This is a genomic window from Gaetbulibacter saemankumensis DSM 17032 (assembly GCF_000425645.1).
Classification (GTDB): Bacteria; Bacteroidota; Bacteroidia; order Flavobacteriales; family Flavobacteriaceae; genus Gaetbulibacter; species Gaetbulibacter saemankumensis.
This window is the reverse complement of record NZ_AUDV01000005.1, coordinates 394,472-412,292: the sequence shown is the minus strand read 5'-3', so window position 1 is coordinate 412,292 and position 17,821 is coordinate 394,472. Positions and strand designations below refer to the sequence as shown.

Here is a 17,821-nt window from a genome sequence, read left to right as displayed (position 1 = left end):
AAATAATGACTTATAGTTATTTAATGATTAGATTTTTCCTTGTAATTATCGTTTTATTGCCCTTGTCGCTATGAACGCCGGAAAATAATCATCCAATTTACTTTCACCTCCCCAATCATCCTCATACATATCTGTTATATTAAAACCAGCTTTTAATTGTCCACTAATTTGGTCGGTCAGGCTATGTCCAAATGCTAAAGGGTCGTTATTCTTTTTTAACGCATTCAATTTTTCTATAGGTAATGAATGTAGGTCTGAAAAAGGTTGCTTGTAAATGAGTTTTAAGCTTTCTTCATCCAGTTGAAATGACAAAGGATTGATTAAGCCAGTCATTAAAATACCGTTCAATTTTAGTACCCGGAAGCATTCTTTCCAAACCGGTAGCACATTATCTACGAATAGAATGGAACAAGGATTAAATATTACATCGAATGAATTATCTGAAAACACAGAAAGATCTCTCATATCTCCCTGAACCGTTTTTATGCCAAGGTTATACTTATCACTTAAGGTTTTATCTTGTAGTAATTGTTTTTCAGAATTATCGAAAATGGTAACCTTTGCCCCCAAGGTCGCAAGAATAGGACCTTGTTGTCCACCTCCAGAGGCAAGCCCTAAAATTTTTAAATCTTTTAAATCAGGAAACCAATGGTGTGGGACTGCTTTTTTTGGAGTTAGTACAATGTTCCAGTATCCTATTTTTGCTTGTTCTATTTCTTGCTTAGATGCAGGAATGGTCCATCGATCGTTTTGATCAACGTAATGGTCCCAAGCTATTTGATTATGTTTTGTAACGTCCATTCAATAGTTTGCTTATAGTTTTCCATACTAGTATGTTCTGTAACAAATCGAAGATAGCAAATTTGCAAGGATTTTTGAAAGGAAACATAGAGCATAGGGAACTAGATGCGGAGTTTTTAAATTTTATCAAGAGGCGTCATTATTCTTATGCCTTTAGATTTCCAAGAGGGACGTTTAAAAAGTCCAAATAATATGACTATCAGGATAATCGTCATTTAATTCTTCGTGTTCGGCGATTCTTATTGTTATAACATGACTACCCGAATCGGTGCCTGTATACACGTCTCCAATTTCAAAAGTACGTTTCGTTATTCCCGACAAAACCTCCAACGGTGACTTCAACTGGATATTCGATTATAAATTGATATTTGTTATTTTGGATATTGTATTAATAGAAATAAATTCCTCTCAAATGAATGCGTTAGGTGGATTGAGATGTTGTTTTTTGTTTCACTTTTTCTTTGATATAAAATTTACAATCAAAATACACCTGGAATCAGTAGGTATATTACCCGATTAGCATATTCTTTATATCCGGGTTATACATTGTGTAGGGCCCTATCTTCTAAAGCCGTTCTAATAATACTTATAACAATGTCAATTAAGACAGGGATGAGTCTCCATATTAGCATGATGCCGAGGAGTGGATGGATATTTCCCGCATATCCCGTGTGCCGTACAACTTGGAAGGATCACTGTCACAGACTTTATGCCCTCTATCTAGCTGGATACGCATCATAAAACAGAAAAACTGGTTTTCAATTATGGCTCATGAAGTGAAAGCATACCCTAGAGCAACGATTATTAAGCCTACGATATTAAGCCATATAGAAGACATAGTTGACCATACGAATTGATGGTCTTATCCTGCAATAATAAACACAGGAAAGGTTAGGCTAAACCCCATCAGGGGGACAAGAATTTTATCCTAGGGTTTCAAGTTCTGATCTTTGTCAAATTTAAATCGTTCAACCATTAGTCTCAGATGTTTTTTTAGCTAAAAACAGTAATCCACTGCCTATTATAATTACTAATAAGGGCTTGTGCAACGGCTACCAATGTTGTACTTCGTAAGTTTAATCTTTCTCCAGTTCAATTAATAGTTTTTCAATGCTTAGTCTCATTTTGTGATTTTGATCGGTTCGGAAATAATAAGTCCGTAATACTGCAAGTGCCCTGTTGTTAAATAATCTATATTGTTCCGATTTTAAATCAAATATCCAGTCATTAAGGTTTTTATATTCATACGTTGACTGATCACTAAATGAGAGCATATCTGCAACATTTTCAAATTCAAGATTACTTAAAACAAATTTTTGGACCACTTCAGCTTTGGTTTTTTCATAGAATTCCTCGGTGGCTTTAAATTCTAAAATGGCATGTTTAATCTCATTGCTAAATAGTTCAAGGTTGCCCGTATTAATAATATCATCAATGGTATAGGCAATACTTTGGTAGAAATCACCATAATAATTAACGTTATTCATCTCATGAATTACTGCCCCTATTTCCTTATCCGCCTTTTTGAAAATTGAAAGATAATTATTTATGTCTTTCTGCTTCTTCTTACATAAAGTATCTAAATGATCAAGCCTCATTAGATCAGCTTTAAGCTCAGTAATCAATGTCTTTTTGTAGTTTTTTACTTTCTGTTTCTGTTTTGAGATTTCATTAGCATTGTTGACTTGCAGTGCAATCAAGATTCCAATTACAACCAGAATTATTTCTCCCACAGCATACAGAAAATATTTGCTAACCTTATTTTCCTTTATCATGTTTTGTCTAATTTTTCTAAAGAATTTTATCATTTGTTATTGGTTGGTTATAATGAAGCACCTCGACCTATATTTATTGCTTGTTCTCGGGTTTGAGCTTCATGCTTTGTAATTTGAACCGATCCTTCCATATTGAAAAGGAAGGAATCTCTAGAGGGATCCTCCTAATTCCTATTCCACTCCGGGAATCTGCCTGGGGTGTACGGGGCTCCGTATTCCTCTAACTGCGATTCTATGGCCTTTACCTTGTTGTCCAATTCTCTTAGGGTTTTTAATAAATCGCCAAACTGATTGGCGGCTACCTCATACGATTTCTTGAAAGTAGTGGTGGGTGGGGCTGTTGACCTCCATAATTGCCTGGTAATCAAATCGACCCGCTGCTTCAGGGAGGTGGGTGGTACGCCTTCGTACCTGGCACGTAATCGATCTCCATTGAGTTCCCTGTTAAAGGCTTCCAACTCTTTTTTGGTGTCTGGGATGGAACCATATACCGTATTGGGTACGGATTCCCCGGCAATAGCGGCTTTTTCCAATTCGTCGAGTTTCTCGAATAACCATTTTCTGTAGGCGTCGGCACCTCCTATGGCTTGGGTTAATGATGCCACTTTTTTATTGAACTCATCGGATGCCCGGCGTTCTTCAGCAGTCATAGTGGCGACATGAAGGGATTCACAGATAAATGATTTGGGTTCCACCAATGTACGATAGCTACCATTTTCAAATTTTGAAAGGCCTACTTTATAGGTGCCGGGAACAACCATATAGCCTACATCAGGTAGATTCCACACCAAGTCGGAACTGAAATCCTTCAGTGAAGCCGGTGTCACGGCATGATGCCTAAAATCCCAAGTGATTCTGTTTACTCCTTTTTTAGGAGCGGTTTTTATTTTTCGGATCACCTGACCCGCTTCATCGGTAATGGTGAACAGCAAATGCACAGGAATCTCATCGGCTTCCTTTCGCAATTGTTCGTAGGAAGGATATTTCACGTCTTCGTTCTTTTCCTGTAAACGCTTTTCTTCCTCCCTCCGTTGCTCCTTAAGGGATTTGTCTTCCTCTTTTAGGTAGTACGTGAACGTCACGCCGACTTCTGGGTTCGGGGCTGTGTAAAAACTGGCGCCCTGAGAGCCTACCCCGCTGTATCCGAAAGGATTACTTTCCATATACATCTTGGCTTTTTTAATGGGAAAGATTTCGGCTTCCTTGGCTAAGGTATTTGGGGTTAAGCTTCGTAAAGGGGTGTAATCGTCCAATATATAAACGCCCCTTCCAAAGGTAGAGACCACCAAATCGTTTTCACGTCGTTGAATCTCCATGTTCATGACACAGGCGGTAGGGATTCCATTTTTTAACTGTATCCAGTCTTTTCCGCCATCCACGGTAAAGAAGACCCCAAAATTGGTTCCCACGAAAAGCAGATTTTTGTTCTGATTGTCTTCAGCGATGGTATAGGTACTGCCTCTTTCGGGAAGGTTTCCGTTATAGATGGCCCAGGACTTTCCTTGGTTGGTCGTTTTCAACACATAGGGTTTGAAATCGCCCTCCAGTAGGTTCTGACAAGCGGCATAGGCCACATTTTTATTGAAATGGGAGGCGATGATTTGTGAGACTCGGGCGTATTTTGGTAAATCGGGTGTGGCCGAGGTATTCCAGTTTTGCCCTCCGTCAGTGGTATAGTGAATCAACCCGTCGGCCGAACCTGTATACAATAGCTTTTCGTCCAAAGGGGATTCAGTAATGGCACTTAGTTGTCCCATAGATCCTTTTCGGGCCATCTCGTCTATACTCCAGCTGCGATCCATAAGGTTTTGCATCTTATTCGGTACGCCGCGGGTGAGGTCGGGACTAATTTCTTTCCAAGTGCTTCCCATATCGTCGGTACGAAACAAAGTATGGGCTGCGAAATACAGGCGTTTGTTATCGAATTTGGAAATCAGCAAGGGCGCATCCCAATCGAATCTATACCCTTTGTCATCAAAATCATAGGGCTTTATATGCAGTTTTTCTCCCGTTTTTTTGTTGAAGCGGGCCAGACCACCGAATTGGGATTGGGAATACACGATATTGGGGTCTTTCCAATCTACCTGGGACTGAAAACCGTCACCACTTTGGGTAAATACCCAATCGCGATTCGTGATGCCACTGGAACTCGTAGTTCTCGAAGGACCCCCTAAGCTATTATTGTCCTGGGTTCCTATGTACACATTATAGAAGGGGGTGGCGTTATCTGCCGTTACCTTATAGATTTCCGTAATGGGGATATTCGCTTTGAAGTCCCAGTTCTTGGCTTGATCGAAGCTTTCATACACCCCGCCGTCACAACCACTGATGAGGTGTTTATTGTTATCGGGGCTAATCCATAGTACATGGTTATCCACATGCTTTTTATCTTCTCCGGCATTCTTCCAAGTTGCTCCTCCATCGATGCTAACCTGCAAGAGGATATCCATACTATAGAGGCGGTCTACGTTTTTGGTATCGCAGGAAAGCTTTTGGAAATAAAATGGGTACGCCGAAACATGATCGCTTCGCTTTTCCCAGCTTACGCCACGGTCGGTACTTCTGTATACACCGCCGCCTTTGGTCGCCTCGACAATGGCAAACAACACATCCGGATTTACGGGAGAAATGGCCAATCCGATTCTTCCCATTTGCTCAGTGGGCAATCCAGTGCTCATTTTGGTCCATATTTCCCCATGGTCGATACTGCGATAGATAGAAGTTTCCGGACCTCCTATAATACTGGTAAATAAGTTACGCATGCGTTGGTGCATGACCGCATAGAGAATATTGGAATGTCTGGGATCCATATGTACTTCATAGGCCCCGGTATATTGACTCACGTACAATACCTTCTTCCAGGTTTCTCCGCCATCGGTAGTTTTGAAGATACCCCGTTCTTCGTTTCCTCTTCGCTGAGCACCATAGGCAGCCACATAGACTGTTTGTGAATCGTTGGGGTCGACGACTATCCCTCCAATGTGGTGGGAATCCTTAAGTCCCATGTTCTTCCAGTTCTTACCACCGTCCTCGCTTTTGTATACGCCATCGCCATACATGGAATAGTTTTGGTTGTTGTTTTCACCGGTACCCACCCATACGATATTGGGATTAGAAGGATCGAGGGTCACCGCACCAATGGCGAAGGAATTTTCATTGTCGAAAACTGGGGTATAGGTGATTCCGTTGTTGGTGGTTTTCCAAAGGGAGCCATGTCCCGAGCCCACGTAATACTCATGGTGGTTGAATGGATTCACGGCCAGTGCCACCACACGCCCTCCGGTAATAGCAGGTCCGATGCTACGAAAGGAAAGTCCGTTTAAGGAGACGTCCTTTACTTCGGGGGTATCGGATTGTGCCTGGAGACTATGGGTGGAAAAGAATCCTAATAGATATAATAAGGTGAAGGGAAGCAGGGAACAGGTAAAACGTTTCATGTGAAAGTATTTTAATGATTTTATTAAAAGCTTATTTTTTGTTTTTCCTTCGAAAAGTGATATTTCAGAAAGTTACGATATTCTTGGCAATAAATAGAAGTTAGAAGTGAGAGGCTAGTGTTTAATGGTGAGGCGTTAAACGTAATGAGTAAGGCGTGCTGTGGTGTTGTTTGGCAGTAGCGCTCAAGGTATTGAGTGAAAATCATAAAATATCAATTTCAACAATCTTTAATATTCTGTCGTAATTCAAATTCTTAATACTAAATATTAGAAAAATCCCAATAACAACAAGTATGATTTGGGAGAAATTATACTTGAAATACGTTACAGTTTTTCTCCTGAAAGTAAGTTTAGTCTAATTTTTATAAAGAACTTCATAATAAGTTAGCGGTTTGTCATGCCTAATGTCCCTTAACGTACACTATATACATGGTGCCGGTTGCACAACACTCAAATATAATTCAAAATTTCAAGATTTGCGTGAAAGTTCTTGTTTTTAGGAATGCGAGGCAAATACATCTTTTAAAGGCTCATAATTTTAGGAGCCGAGCTTAACAGGTAAAATAAAAGCCCTTAAAAGGACTTATTTGTATCTTGTTTTTTAAAAATTAAGGGCTTGTGCAACGGCTACAGTTGTTGGTAAGAGTATTTTAATCTATTATTATTTTTTTCACTTCGCTCAATGGGGTATCAGATTCATTATCAAACTATAGAGGGTCTTAACGAGGAATAGCTGCTTCAAACAGTATCCGCCCATCCTTTTTATTCAAAAGCGTCAGTTTCCATTCACCTTTACCTAAAGGTAAATCCGTGTTGGCTATCTTTGCCTCAAAAATAGTTGACTCCTTGAGTTTTGGAGTCCAATCTTCATGCAGCAATTCTTTTATGGTCTTCTCATCATTAACGGTTAAAATAACCTCAAAGATATTAGTAGGTTCTACGGAGAAGACTTGAGCACGCAATGTACGCATGTCTACATTAGCTGTAGTTTTTAAGAAGGCGGCAGCATACTTATTTACATTAGTGAATTCAGCTAAACCAATAGTAGGCAGGTATGTTTCGGTCCAACTTTTCTTTTTCCCACCATCAAGATGAGCCGGCTTGAAGAACTTGGTAGAATTACCAGCCCAAAGCTCAATATAAGGCCGAAAGATGTCTGGTGCTTGTAAATCATGAGTTGTACTTTTCACCCCCCAAGTCCATAACTTTAGACCAGGTGTGCTATTTTTGTTATCTGCCACGCGAATTACACCTACATTGTTGTCGTGATTGACAACACCCCAATAGTTTGCAGTAATCTTGGGTGAAGCATATGCAATACCCATATCAGACCAATTTTTGAATTCAGCTAACTTGTCGTATTGATAAATGTCTTTTTCACCAGATGGTGTTTCGAGTTTAGTCATCCATTCCCACCGATTTGGGATATAAACTTTATTAATTGGGGCAATGATTTCCGTGTTGGAAGGACTCCTAGTGTCTCCCACTTTGGAACCTGGTGCCAATGTGGTGCATGTCCAATATTCATATTCGACCGGAATTTTTCGTGTGTTTTGTACTTCGAGATCCAGATGCACAGCAGAGCTACCTCGCATCAGTCGCACGGTTGCAGAAACGGTGATTCCAGTGTTGCCGTATTTAAACTGTTTTGGAGGAATTCGACCACTTGAATCAATGTCATCATGTTTTGTCATTCGTAGAGCGAATTCATCATCCGTTGCTGTGATAATCTCGGCTTTCCAAGGTAAATACCACATTTTGCCATGTTCGGATTCAGGGAAGGTCGGAAAGATGCCGCCCCAAATCATTAACCAGTCGTAATAAAATATGTCACCACCGGCAAATGGCGTTGCAAGTGAATTCTGATAGAGCAGTTCGTGATTAGTGGGTTTGTAAATAATTGATAGAATTCGCCCTCCAATTCCAGGTACCACTGTCACCTTTAATAAGTCGTTTTCAATAATTGTCGCTTTATAGGGTGTAAGGACAATATCTTTCCCTATATTATTTATCGAACCATTGTTATTAAGCGTATAGGCAATGTGGCGAAACATGACAGTATCTAGGCTATAAGTAACCGGACCTGAGGGGTATTGGTTAATATCTATCTGGGCTTTTTTGTCCTGTGCTTGTAACATGGCAAAAATCAACAGAAAAAAAAGGATACTTAATGTAGTTTTCATATTTCAATATATGTTCGTTAAGGGGGCATCGTTTACACAAGTTAAAGATTAGACTTTACACTAATTTTTAGTTTGGAATGAGCAAAATTTATTATGCTTTATCAACTGAGTATTTTCCGGCACCTGCTAGAAATATTACAACAAAGGTTATAAAATACAATAAAGCATGTTCTTTGGTTGCTAAATCGTCTTTGGCATGTACTATAAATGCAGCAACAAACATAGTAATGGCAGCAGGGAGAGCAGCCCATTTTGTTTTAAAACCTATAATTAACAAAATTGGAGCGACAACTTCTCCAATAAGTGCTAAAATTAAGGATATTGTAGCACCAACACCTATTGGGTCACCGAAATCGGAAGGGGTTGATAACATACTTATTTTTGGAATTCCATGTGTAAGCATAAAGCCACCAAAGCCAACTCTTAATATTAAAAGTGCTAAATCGTTAAAGTTTTTTTTCATTATTGTAAAATTTATTTAATTCCTCTTCGAGATTAATACTTATTGTTGCCAACGGTAAATTGTATGAGTAGTGGCAGACTTTGTGGCACTTTCATGTTAAACCGCGATGACGTTTGGGCGGGCTACCTCCCCCTGATATGTATCACTTTTTCTGCCATTACTTATACAAAATGTTATGACACTTTGGTAAAATCAATTATTATTGAAGATATTCTTTGAAAAAATCAACCTGAGCTTTACTGGTTTGGTCAAACAACGGACTTGGATAGTAAAGTAATCCGAAATGCCCGCCATCAATTTCGATCATTTTTTTTGGTTGAGGTGCGATTTCAAATGCGTGTCTTGCTACATTAGAATTAGCTCCTTTTATTTCATCATCATGAGCAACCATCATTAAAAGGGCGGCTTTAATATATGGAATGCATAGTACAGAATTAAATTTAGTGGGGACATTTGGTGTAACGTAAGTAGCATTATTGATCCACCCGGTATTATATCTGGTTCCATATTCTATAAACCACCTATAGGCAGTTAAAGGTTTCAACAATGACGGAATACTTTGCTGATCAAAGGAGACAATGGGCATTGGTCCTAAAGTCGTTTCAGGAGTTCCTTCAACATTTCCATGAAGGAAAGTCTCCTTAATTGATTGAAACAGTTTTCCGTCCGGATCAGGCTGTGGTAATTCTCTTCCACATGCTGGGACCTGGACAACAACCGTTTTAACCCGATGATCCATTGCGGCTACAACAATAACTTCGTCACCGCTCATACTATCTCCCCACAACCCGATTTTTGTACTATCAATTTCCGGTAAGGTTATTACAAAATCTATGGCATCCCGATATCCACGTGCTTGGGTCCATCTATTAAGCTGTTGTCTCGGTTCGCCATCGCTAATACCGAGGTTTCGATGATCGTACAATAACACGGCAAAACCGGCTTTACTGAAAACTTCTGCATACCGATCGGCAACCATTCCGTTAATTGTTGCGGAATATCCGTGTGCCATGATAATAACAGGTAATTTTTTTGAGCTAATTCCAGGTGTGTATAACCTTCCTCGGAGTATCACATCATCAGATCGGAATTCAATCGATTTAAACATTGGTTTATTCATAGATCTATCGTGTTAAGCGTATCATTATTTTGAGCAGGAAGTATAGTGATCAGTAAAAGCAGAAAACGGGTTTTTTATTATTTTCAGAAACATGTTTGCTGTATTTATTTTTTTATCCTTACTGTTTACTTTGTTTGGTTCGTCATCTCTGCTTCGGTCCTCCATGATAAGATAACTTAAATCATCTCTTCATAAACATTGCTGATTCAATGAATGTCTCGTCCTGAAATATGGCTACAGGCAAAAAAATAATTTACACTGATAATTTATATACCATATTCGGTATTTTATAGCTTAAAGATAAGTATTAGCTTACTTTATTATATAATTTAACATGAATTTTTTAGCCTTTTAGTTCATTGTAAAAACCTAGGAAAGCGAGGTCCTAGCAAAGCATCATTCAGCTTTTCGCTTAAAGGCCTTAATAATACTTCAGATAAGACCTTTAGAAGCCTTTAATATTAGTTAGTCTCTAAAAACAAAAGCCCCTTAAAAAAGGAGCTTTTGAGCTGTATTATACATTTCTTAGAGCCTTGTGCAACGATTACCATTGTTGTGCTTTCGTTATTTATGTTTTCGAAGTTCAGAAAGTAATTCATTTGTTTTTGTTTTTAAATCTGGTAAATAGCCTAAAGCAAGTCGGTATACATCTCCTTTTGCAATAATCAATGCATTAAATTCTGTTGCGTGTTCAGATTTAGAAATATTATTCCAAACTACGCTAGCAGCTTTGGTGTTATTTTTGATTAAATTATTTCTAAAAGAGAATGGATACTTATGTGAATAATTCGAAAGGTTGTTTCTATAGGATTCAAAAGATTGATTGGCATTGAATATAGCACGATTTTGTAAACTATTTAATTCTTTCAATTTTTTTGTCAATTTATTAGTGAATAAACCAATATGTCCAGTAGAATTAAGCACTTCATATGTGTCTTTTTCGTAGTGATTATTAATAGAAATACGAAATTCATATTCAAAACGAGCAATTTTAAGAATTGTATCTAATGGTTCTTGAGAATTAGAAACTCTTTTTTCAAATTGTTCAATTTTTGTTATTTCAGAATTGATAATATTAATTCCATTAGCTATGACAATGCTATCTTGAACAAAATTTTCTATTAAACTTTTTTTGTAAACAGTTATTAACTTTCTGTTATTTCTATCTTCATTCCAATTATTAATACTCAAAGCAATTAAAATTCCAATGACGACTAGAATTATTTCGCCTATTGCGTAAATTAGATATTTACTTAATTTATTTTCAGTGAGTAATTTTTGTCTAATTTTTCTAAAGAATTTTATCATTGGTTAATGGTTGGTTATAATGAAGCACAACGGTTAGTATATTGAGCCTTACATCCTGCAGGGTGTTATGCTCAATATACAATATTAGCTTCTATTTACTTCTTTAATAAACTCAAGCATATTTTTTACAGGTGTGGCTAATAAAATTACCTCTTTTGTTTTTACATTTTTCCCTCCTGAAGACACTAGACCCACTAATTTCCCTTTCTCATCTACTATCGGAGCCCCACTTAAGCCCGCTAAACTAGTAGGGCCATTTTTTTGTATCAGATGATGATAATTTTTTTCTGTTTTATCGTATATGTACTCATATACACGTTGTGGTCCTATAGTATCCGAATAAGACCAGCCAATTACATATAAATTCTCACCTTTCATGAGCTGTTTATTTCTAAATTTTAGAGGTTTATACTTTGATTTGTTTTCTTTGACTGAGAAAATTAACCAATCTTCATAACTGTCTCGGTTATTAGATATATAACTCCATGTAAGAGAATCCTTTCTGTTGGAGTTTAATAACTTGTCCATAACAATATATTTAGTGGTATCGTTTTTTGGATGCATTTTCCATTCCTTTAATCCTCCTTCAAAGTCAATGAACTCCATTTCCTCTGTTTTTGCCACCACCAAAACATGTTTGGCTGTGATACCATAGGTCTGGTTTTCATAGTTGACTAAAAAACCATTGGCGGCATTTGGGTTGTTAAACGATGAATCCAAATAAGTAACACTATTAATGAGTCCTATAGGTTTTTTATGAAGTTTTTCTACTGTGGAGCAACTTACTATTAAGGTTAATAGGAATAATGACAAAACTATGTTTCTAACTTTCATTGTATTCATGTTTAAACAACTTTTTCATTTATTGTCGCTAACGGTCTTGTGTATGATTTCGTTGCGTGTTTTAAGCACCTAATTTAGCAAATACAAACCGAATAGAAAATCCGCGAGGATTTTCTGAGTAGACTAGTGCTTTTCATAGGATACAATGTTGGCAATAGTATTTTTTTATTCAGTTAGATTTTCCGTTATAGATTTCAGAGTTTCAATTGTCGGCATTTCTTTAATTTCAGATTCTCCGTCTATTGAATGAAATTCCAATTCAGTCGGCATTTGGTCAGTTCCGAATACAGATATTCCAATCAATTCTCCGTTTTTACCTTTTCCAGCGTAATCTATTATTAAATTTCCTTGTTGAATTTCCGAGTCAAATGTTTTTCCAAATATTATAGTCGGACATTTTCCGCAACCACATCTAGCAATTACTTTCAGATTTCCGATTAAATTAATCCATTCCGATTTTTCTTTCCCAAATAGATAAGTCAGAAATTCAATTTCGGATTTTGTCAATTCTCTTTTATCTGGAATGCTATATTTCATTAATCAGATGTTCATTTTTTACGTTCCGTCATATTATTGCCAACGGTTTGTGTAAGGATAGTTGCGTGACTAAGTCACTAACTTAACAAAAATGGAACGAACCAGAGGAAAATCCGCAGGATTTTCCGAGTAGGCAAGAACCAAGCAATTATTTTTACACGGTGTTAGCTACAGTAATTTTTTAATTATTGACTCAAAGTATTCAATTGATGAATCCAAATCCGTATTTTTATGATAAGGAAGACCGCCTTCAATATTTGTTATGTAACCGTTTTTGTCTATGAAAATATTTTCAGGATAAGGGTATGAACCGATTTTTTTGATAAAACCTTTAACATTGGCAATATGTGTAAACTTAAATGTTTTCTTGTTTAAGAACTTTGAAACATCATTTTCCTCTTCAAAAGTCAAAGAAACAAAATTGACTTTATCCGAATATTTTTCTTTAAGTCTATTCAATGCAGGTATTTCAGCTATACAGCCTGGACAATGAATAAACCAAAGATTAATTAATGTTGGCTTTTCTTGTTTACCGCCAATAAGAATTTCCTTTCCGTCAATCGAAGTGAATTTCTTTGAAGCAACTTTCATTCCTATTTTTTCATATTTATTCGTTCTGATTAAGTATTTATCTCCAATTCTTAGGTTGTATTTGAAATTCTGGATAATAGAGTCCGAAGACTTTTCTAATTTATAGAACACAAAATTCAGATTGGTTTTCTCTATTGAGTCGGTATTTTTTAAATGTAAATATTTTCTAAATTCCTCAAATTCAGCTTTATTTAGAACTTCTCCCGTGTAAAGATTTTTATAAAAGTTGGGTTCAGGTCTTTCTTTATTGCAGCTTATTGAAAGAATTAAAAAGATTAATAGAAATAAATGTTTCATAGGTAGGTTTGTCTTTATTGTAGCTAACGTTTATGTATATGGAAAGTTGCGTGTTTGTGTGCGAGGATTTTCCGAAGGAAAATCAGAAGCTAGCAAACAAAGCAACTAACATTGATTAAGCACAAAACAGCAATTTTTTATATACTGTGTTGTAATGCGTTTTAATTCAGTAATATTTTTTATCTCTTTTGCAATACCAATTCGGGTCACAAAATGACACTATACAACCACCTAATATAATTTTTCCTCTTTTTGCTTTTTTCAGACTTTCCTTATCATCAATCAAACCATAATATATTGGAATGACTTTGTCTTTTTTATTACAAATTGGACAATTAGTTTTTATTTTATAGTCAGATGTATATTCGCAATAAGGGTATTTTATTTGAATTTCAGTTAACTCTTGGTTTATATTAATTTCCTTTACTAAAATTCCGTCGTAGCCGTTAATAACTAAAGTATACTTGCCAAATGGAATTCCGTTAATTTCAAAAAAACCATTTTTATCAGTTATAGACTTAAAATTTGTATGTTGAATTTTGACAGAAGTAGAGTCTAAATATTCATCCATTAGCCAACTGTAAACTTTTCCATTCAATATTCCAGTTTGAGAAAGTCCTTTTAAACTTGTCAGGATTAAAAAGATGATAAATATTGTTTTTAGCGTCTTGTCCATAATGCATTACAACAATTGGATAAACACCTGGCGTTTATCTACATTATATGTATCCAAATATAATAACATTTCTTACGTATTAATTAAGGTTTTCCGTATAGTTTCAACAATATTATTAACATCCTGCGGTTGCATGCCACTGTTGTTCGTGGCTTATTCAGCTAAAACCCCATCCAAAAAACACTTGCCCGAAGCAGAGACGAACAAAACCCGAACAAAACCCGAACAAAACCCCTTGTTTTTTGGTCTCAGTCTCAAATTGTGTCAAATCGTGTCAAATTGTTTCAAATTGTGTCACGGGTTTGGAGTGTATGTCTTTGTGTGCTAGTTTGCAAGGCTTTAACCCCAAAATATAAGTATCATGGGAACATTTAGTAAAGGCATCCTCGGAGGGTTCTCCGGAAAAGTAGGCAACGTGGTGGGTGCACGTTGGCGAGGTAAAGACATTATGCGCAGCTTACCTCAGCGCGGTAATTACACACCAACCCAGGCGCAGCTCGATCAGCGCGAGCGCTTTAAAACGGTCATTCAGTTTTTAACGCCTATAAAGGGTATCGTCTCGGCTTATTATGGGAAACAGCAGGGTGATAAGAGTACCTTTAATCTGGCTACGGGCTACCACCTCAAGGAGGCTCTGGTTCCCGACGGGCTGGATAGTTACAACATCGATTACCCTAAAGTGCTTATTGCCAAGGGCGACCTAAATGGTCTTACCAATGGTTCGGCTACCCCGGCAGCCAATCAGCAGCTTACCCTGAGTTGGGACGATAACAGCGGACAGGGTAATGCCAGCGCCACCGACGCCCTTATTGTGGTGGTATACTGCGAAGCGTTGCAGGCTTTCGAAACAGCTAATCCCGCAGGTACCCGAGATGAAACCACCATACAAATGCCTTTACCGGGATATTGGGCAGGGCAGGAGGTGCACATCTGGGTAAGCTTTGTTACAGCCGATAAGAAACTGGCTGCCACCAGTACTTATCTGGGTGCTGTTACAGTCACCTAGAATGTGGTTTTAAATGGTTTTTATAAAAGGAGATACTTGTGGAGTATCTCTTTTTTTGTTTTATTCTAAGGTTCATTTCTTTTATTCGCACATGTTATAATAGATTAAGGAGCTCATGATGTTCATTTCTTTTACTTGTCTAAAAGAAACGAACCAAAGAAAAGGACCCACCCTCGATAGGCATTTTTCGGCCAGTGCCGAAAACCCCTCGTCGAAACACCGCGTCGCTGCGCTCCTGAATTTCGGTGTTTAGCCGATGTATGCTTACGAGGGCGTAGCGTTTCAATTCATGTTTGCTGTAAAGTTTAATGCTACTCAGTGCTTTTTATAGCCGTAGGCGAGCGTCAATCCATTTCAGAAGGTTTTATTTAATATAGAGAAGCAAAACACGGTTTGCGGTAAACAGCGACTGTCGACTTTAGGAGGCGTTAAGTTCTTTTAGACTTTAAAGAGGGTATTAAGCCAAGCGTTTTTGATTACTTTTTTGGCCATGCGAATCTACGAAGGAGATTCGAACGCCTTAACTTCAAATATAAAATAGTGAACTAAAAAAGTAAACAAACCTTCTTTTTAGCGCGCTTTATTTTTTAGCATCTGTAAATACAAAGCTTCCACTTTGGCACGTGCCCAGGGCGTTCGGCGTAAAAATTTTAAGCTTGATTTTACCGATGGATTGATGTTAAAGCATTTAATATTAATCGTGTACCCCATGAATTCCCAACCGTAATGTGCTACCAGATCGTTTATTATTTGTTCCAGTTTAATACCGTGTAATGGGTTGTTGGGTTGTGATTCCATGGGTGTCATTTAATTACAAATTAAAGCTTTTAAATTAATACAATCTTTAATGTTCTGATGCAAGTTTACAAAACCATTGGCGCATGTCCATTCATTTAAGAAGGGATTAAACATACGGTCTAACGCTTATTTCTTCTTTGTCGTGAATTTCTGCCAGGAGATGCTTCCTTGGGTTTATAACTGTTGTTTTTTCGATCGCCATTGTTGTTTTGGTTAGAAGTTCTGCGCCCTTGTGGTCGTTTTTCAGGTTTGGTAGAAGCATTAGGGTCGGGTTCGAAACCTTCAATAATACTTACCGGTAGTTTTAATCCGATTAACTTTTCTATATCACGCAAATAGGTGGTTTCTTCGGCACATACCAGCGAAATGGCTTCGCCTTTGGCACCGGCACGTCCCGTACGGCCTATGCGGTGTACGTAATCTTCTGAAACATTGGGTAGTTCGTAATTTATAACATGTGGTAGTAAGGGAATATCCAGACCACGTGCTGCTATATCGGTAGCAACAAGCACACGTACACGTCCGCTTTTAAACCCGCTCAACGCTTTGGTACGGGCACCCTGACTTTTATTTCCATGAATGGCGGCGGCCGATATACCTGCCTTCATCATTTTTTCGCATAGTTTATTGGCACCGTGTTTGGTACGTGTAAAAACCAATACCTGTTTCCAGTTACCATCAGATATTAATTTAATAATAAGTCCGGGTTTTGAGCCTTTAGCTACGCGATATACCTTTTGGGTAATGGCGTCCACCGTGGTGTTTTCCGGAGTGGTTTCAACCTGTACCGGCTGGTTTAAAATGCCTTGTGCTAGCTTTTTAATATCGGGAGAAAAGGTTGCCGAAAACATCAGGTTCTGACGTTTATCAGGCATGACATCTATAACGCTTTTAATATCACGTAAAAAGCCCATATCCAGCATGCGGTCGGCTTCATCTAGAACAAATATTTCAACGCGTTTTAATGATAATAACCCCTGACGCTGTAAATCTAATAAGCGCCCCGGTGTAGCAACCAGTACATCAATACCTTGACGGATGGCTGCTGCCTGTGGTTTCTGGTTAACACCACCAAATATAACGGCCGATTTTAAATTTAAAAAGGCGCTATATTCCTGAACGTTAGCATATACCTGAGCGGCAAGTTCTCGCGTTGGTGTTAATATTAAGGCCCGGATAGGACGGTATTTTTGCTTCGGATTTTCCGAAAGAATATGTAGTAATGGTAAAGTAAAACCTGCCGTTTTACCGGTGCCCGTTTGTGCCGATGCCAATACATCGTGCCCCTCTAATACAGGTGGGATGGCTTTTTCTTGAATTGGACTTGGATTGGTGTAGCCTTTCTGGCTAATCGCTTGTAATAAGGCCGGCGATAGACCTAATGAGTTAAATGACATAAATAATGTTTGGAGATGACAATCTTTAAGTATATCGTTCACCTCGGTAGTAAGCGGCAAAGGTACTGTTAATTTATAGTCTTAAGCGAATTATTAGGGCTTATTATGATTTTAAGCTAAAAGAGGAGGTAACAGCGGCTTAATTATTTAAAAATTAGTCCTAATAATTTTATTTTTGTAAGATTTTTATTAATTATGTAAAAATAATAAGAACCCCAATGACTATTTATAAGCTTAAAATCAAAGTATTAACAAAACCTTTGGCTTATGTTAAGAACCAAGACCAACCTATTACTAAGTGAAAACGAACAATGGATAACTCAGGATGAACTACAGTTATTCTTTAAGATTAGCCGCAGTACTGTGTATCGTTGGTGCAAACAAAATCAGTTAGCTTATACGGTTATGGGGGGAACCCGATATTTTCCAAAACAATTTACTTTAAATTTATTAGCGCATAAGCTAAAGAATAAAGAATTAATTAATAATGAAGAGGTTCAATAGTGTTAATATCGCTGAATTGCCATTGCATGGGTGGGTGCATGTTGAAAAACATATCAGACATCGTATGAAACGGATAAATCGCATC

At 37.6% G+C, this 17,821-nt stretch carries 16 protein-coding genes; 2 read left to right on the top strand and 14 right to left on the bottom strand.

The annotated features are described in order from the left end of the window. Positions 1 to 45: 45 nt before the first annotated feature. The 12 genes from H611_RS0101855 to H611_RS0101790 all read right to left on the bottom strand — a co-directional run bounded on the left by H611_RS0101855 (position 46) and on the right by H611_RS0101790 (position 14,031). Complete coding sequence (locus H611_RS0101855; protein WP_027136744.1) at positions 46 to 801, bottom strand: class I SAM-dependent methyltransferase; 756 nt, start codon at positions 799 to 801, stop codon at positions 46 to 48. 174 nt (positions 802 to 975) lie between these two features. Further along, positions 976 to 1,143 (bottom strand): hypothetical protein, encoded by a 168-nt coding sequence (locus H611_RS14715; protein WP_157515022.1) that lies wholly within the window; start codon positions 1,141 to 1,143, stop codon positions 976 to 978. 734 nt (positions 1,144 to 1,877) lie between these two features. Beyond that, positions 1,878 to 2,576, bottom strand: coding sequence for a DUF6090 family protein (locus H611_RS14405; RefSeq protein WP_027136743.1), 699 nt, complete (start codon positions 2,574 to 2,576; stop codon positions 1,878 to 1,880). A 164-nt stretch (positions 2,577 to 2,740) separates the two neighbouring features. Continuing rightward, positions 2,741 to 6,013: a WD40/YVTN/BNR-like repeat-containing protein gene (locus H611_RS0101835; RefSeq protein ID WP_051238683.1), complete on the bottom strand. Its 3,273-nt coding sequence runs from the start codon at positions 6,011 to 6,013 to the stop codon at positions 2,741 to 2,743. A gap of 719 nt (positions 6,014 to 6,732) precedes the next feature. Continuing rightward, the gene (locus H611_RS0101830) at positions 6,733 to 8,196 is read right to left on the bottom strand and encodes a DUF5107 domain-containing protein (RefSeq protein ID WP_084158119.1); all 1,464 of its coding nucleotides are present in this window, start codon (positions 8,194 to 8,196) and stop codon (positions 6,733 to 6,735) included. 91 nt (positions 8,197 to 8,287) lie between these two features. Next, a complete protein-coding gene (locus H611_RS0101820; protein ID WP_027136740.1) occupies positions 8,288 to 8,659 on the bottom strand; it encodes a DoxX family protein in 372 nt (123 codons plus the stop codon). A gap of 199 nt (positions 8,660 to 8,858) precedes the next feature. Continuing rightward, positions 8,859 to 9,779, bottom strand: a complete 921-nt coding sequence (locus H611_RS0101815; RefSeq protein ID WP_027136739.1) for an alpha/beta hydrolase — start codon at positions 9,777 to 9,779, stop codon at positions 8,859 to 8,861. A 564-nt stretch (positions 9,780 to 10,343) separates the two neighbouring features. After that, positions 10,344 to 11,087, bottom strand: a complete 744-nt coding sequence (locus H611_RS0101810; protein WP_027136738.1) for a DUF6090 family protein — start codon at positions 11,085 to 11,087, stop codon at positions 10,344 to 10,346. Positions 11,088 to 11,171: 84 nt separating this feature from the next. Further along, positions 11,172 to 11,921, bottom strand: a complete 750-nt coding sequence (locus H611_RS0101805; protein WP_027136737.1) for a trypsin-like peptidase domain-containing protein — start codon at positions 11,919 to 11,921, stop codon at positions 11,172 to 11,174. 174 nt (positions 11,922 to 12,095) lie between these two features. Further along, the gene (locus H611_RS0101800) at positions 12,096 to 12,467 is read right to left on the bottom strand and encodes a hypothetical protein (protein ID WP_027136736.1); all 372 of its coding nucleotides are present in this window, start codon (positions 12,465 to 12,467) and stop codon (positions 12,096 to 12,098) included. A 168-nt stretch (positions 12,468 to 12,635) separates the two neighbouring features. Further along, entirely contained in the window at positions 12,636 to 13,355 is a 720-nt protein-coding gene (locus tag H611_RS14400) for a TlpA family protein disulfide reductase (RefSeq protein ID WP_051238682.1), read from the bottom strand. Positions 13,356 to 13,521: 166 nt separating this feature from the next. After that, the gene (locus H611_RS0101790) at positions 13,522 to 14,031 is read right to left on the bottom strand and encodes a carboxypeptidase-like regulatory domain-containing protein (protein WP_027136735.1); all 510 of its coding nucleotides are present in this window, start codon (positions 14,029 to 14,031) and stop codon (positions 13,522 to 13,524) included. A gap of 361 nt (positions 14,032 to 14,392) precedes the next feature. Here H611_RS0101790 and H611_RS0101785 point away from each other — a divergent pair, with 361 nt between their 5' ends. Further along, on the top strand, positions 14,393 to 15,037 hold the full coding sequence (locus H611_RS0101785) for a DUF6266 family protein (RefSeq protein ID WP_027136734.1): 645 nt from the start codon (positions 14,393 to 14,395) through the stop codon (positions 15,035 to 15,037). Positions 15,038 to 15,607: 570 nt separating this feature from the next. On the opposite strand, the gene H611_RS0101780 is transcribed toward H611_RS0101785, so the two are convergent. Together H611_RS0101780 and H611_RS0101775 are read right to left on the bottom strand one after the other, a co-directional pair. Then, positions 15,608 to 15,835, bottom strand: a complete 228-nt coding sequence (locus H611_RS0101780; protein WP_084158124.1) for a VF530 family protein — start codon at positions 15,833 to 15,835, stop codon at positions 15,608 to 15,610. 119 nt (positions 15,836 to 15,954) lie between these two features. Next, a complete protein-coding gene (locus H611_RS0101775; protein WP_027136732.1) occupies positions 15,955 to 17,232 on the bottom strand; it encodes a DEAD/DEAH box helicase in 1,278 nt (425 codons plus the stop codon). A gap of 267 nt (positions 17,233 to 17,499) precedes the next feature. On the opposite strand from H611_RS0101775, the gene H611_RS0101770 reads away from it, so the two are divergent. Beyond that, on the top strand, positions 17,500 to 17,736 hold the full coding sequence (locus tag H611_RS0101770; RefSeq protein WP_027136731.1) for a helix-turn-helix domain-containing protein: 237 nt from the start codon (positions 17,500 to 17,502) through the stop codon (positions 17,734 to 17,736). Positions 17,737 to 17,821: the final 85 nt, after the last annotated feature.

Bases quoted from the DNA above. Each gene is read 5' to 3' on its own strand.
- H611_RS0101820 (WP_027136740.1), bottom strand. From the start codon at position 8,659: ATGAAAAAAAACTTTAACGATTTAGCACTTTTAATATTAAGAGTTGGC.
- H611_RS0101830 (WP_084158119.1), bottom strand. From the start codon at position 8,196: ATGAAAACTACATTAAGTATCCTTTTTTTTCTGTTGATTTTTGCCATG.
- H611_RS0101835 (WP_051238683.1), bottom strand. From the start codon at position 6,013: ATGAAACGTTTTACCTGTTCCCTGCTTCCCTTCACCTTATTATATCTA.
- H611_RS0101775 (WP_027136732.1), bottom strand. From the start codon at position 17,232: ATGTCATTTAACTCATTAGGTCTATCGCCGGCCTTATTACAAGCGATT.
- H611_RS0101805 (WP_027136737.1), bottom strand. From the start codon at position 11,921: ATGAAAGTTAGAAACATAGTTTTGTCATTATTCCTATTAACCTTAATA.
- H611_RS0101855 (WP_027136744.1), bottom strand. From the start codon at position 801: ATGGACGTTACAAAACATAATCAAATAGCTTGGGACCATTACGTTGAT.
- H611_RS14405 (WP_027136743.1), bottom strand. From the start codon at position 2,576: ATGATAAAGGAAAATAAGGTTAGCAAATATTTTCTGTATGCTGTGGGA.
- H611_RS0101800 (WP_027136736.1), bottom strand. From the start codon at position 12,467: ATGAAATATAGCATTCCAGATAAAAGAGAATTGACAAAATCCGAAATT.
- H611_RS0101810 (WP_027136738.1), bottom strand. From the start codon at position 11,087: ATGATAAAATTCTTTAGAAAAATTAGACAAAAATTACTCACTGAAAAT.
- H611_RS0101770 (WP_027136731.1), top strand. From the start codon at position 17,500: ATGTTAAGAACCAAGACCAACCTATTACTAAGTGAAAACGAACAATGG.
- H611_RS0101780 (WP_084158124.1), bottom strand. From the start codon at position 15,835: ATGGAATCACAACCCAACAACCCATTACACGGTATTAAACTGGAACAA.
- H611_RS0101815 (WP_027136739.1), bottom strand. From the start codon at position 9,779: ATGAATAAACCAATGTTTAAATCGATTGAATTCCGATCTGATGATGTG.
- H611_RS14400 (WP_051238682.1), bottom strand. From the start codon at position 13,355: ATGAAACATTTATTTCTATTAATCTTTTTAATTCTTTCAATAAGCTGC.
- H611_RS0101785 (WP_027136734.1), top strand. From the start codon at position 14,393: ATGGGAACATTTAGTAAAGGCATCCTCGGAGGGTTCTCCGGAAAAGTA.
- H611_RS0101790 (WP_027136735.1), bottom strand. From the start codon at position 14,031: ATGGACAAGACGCTAAAAACAATATTTATCATCTTTTTAATCCTGACA.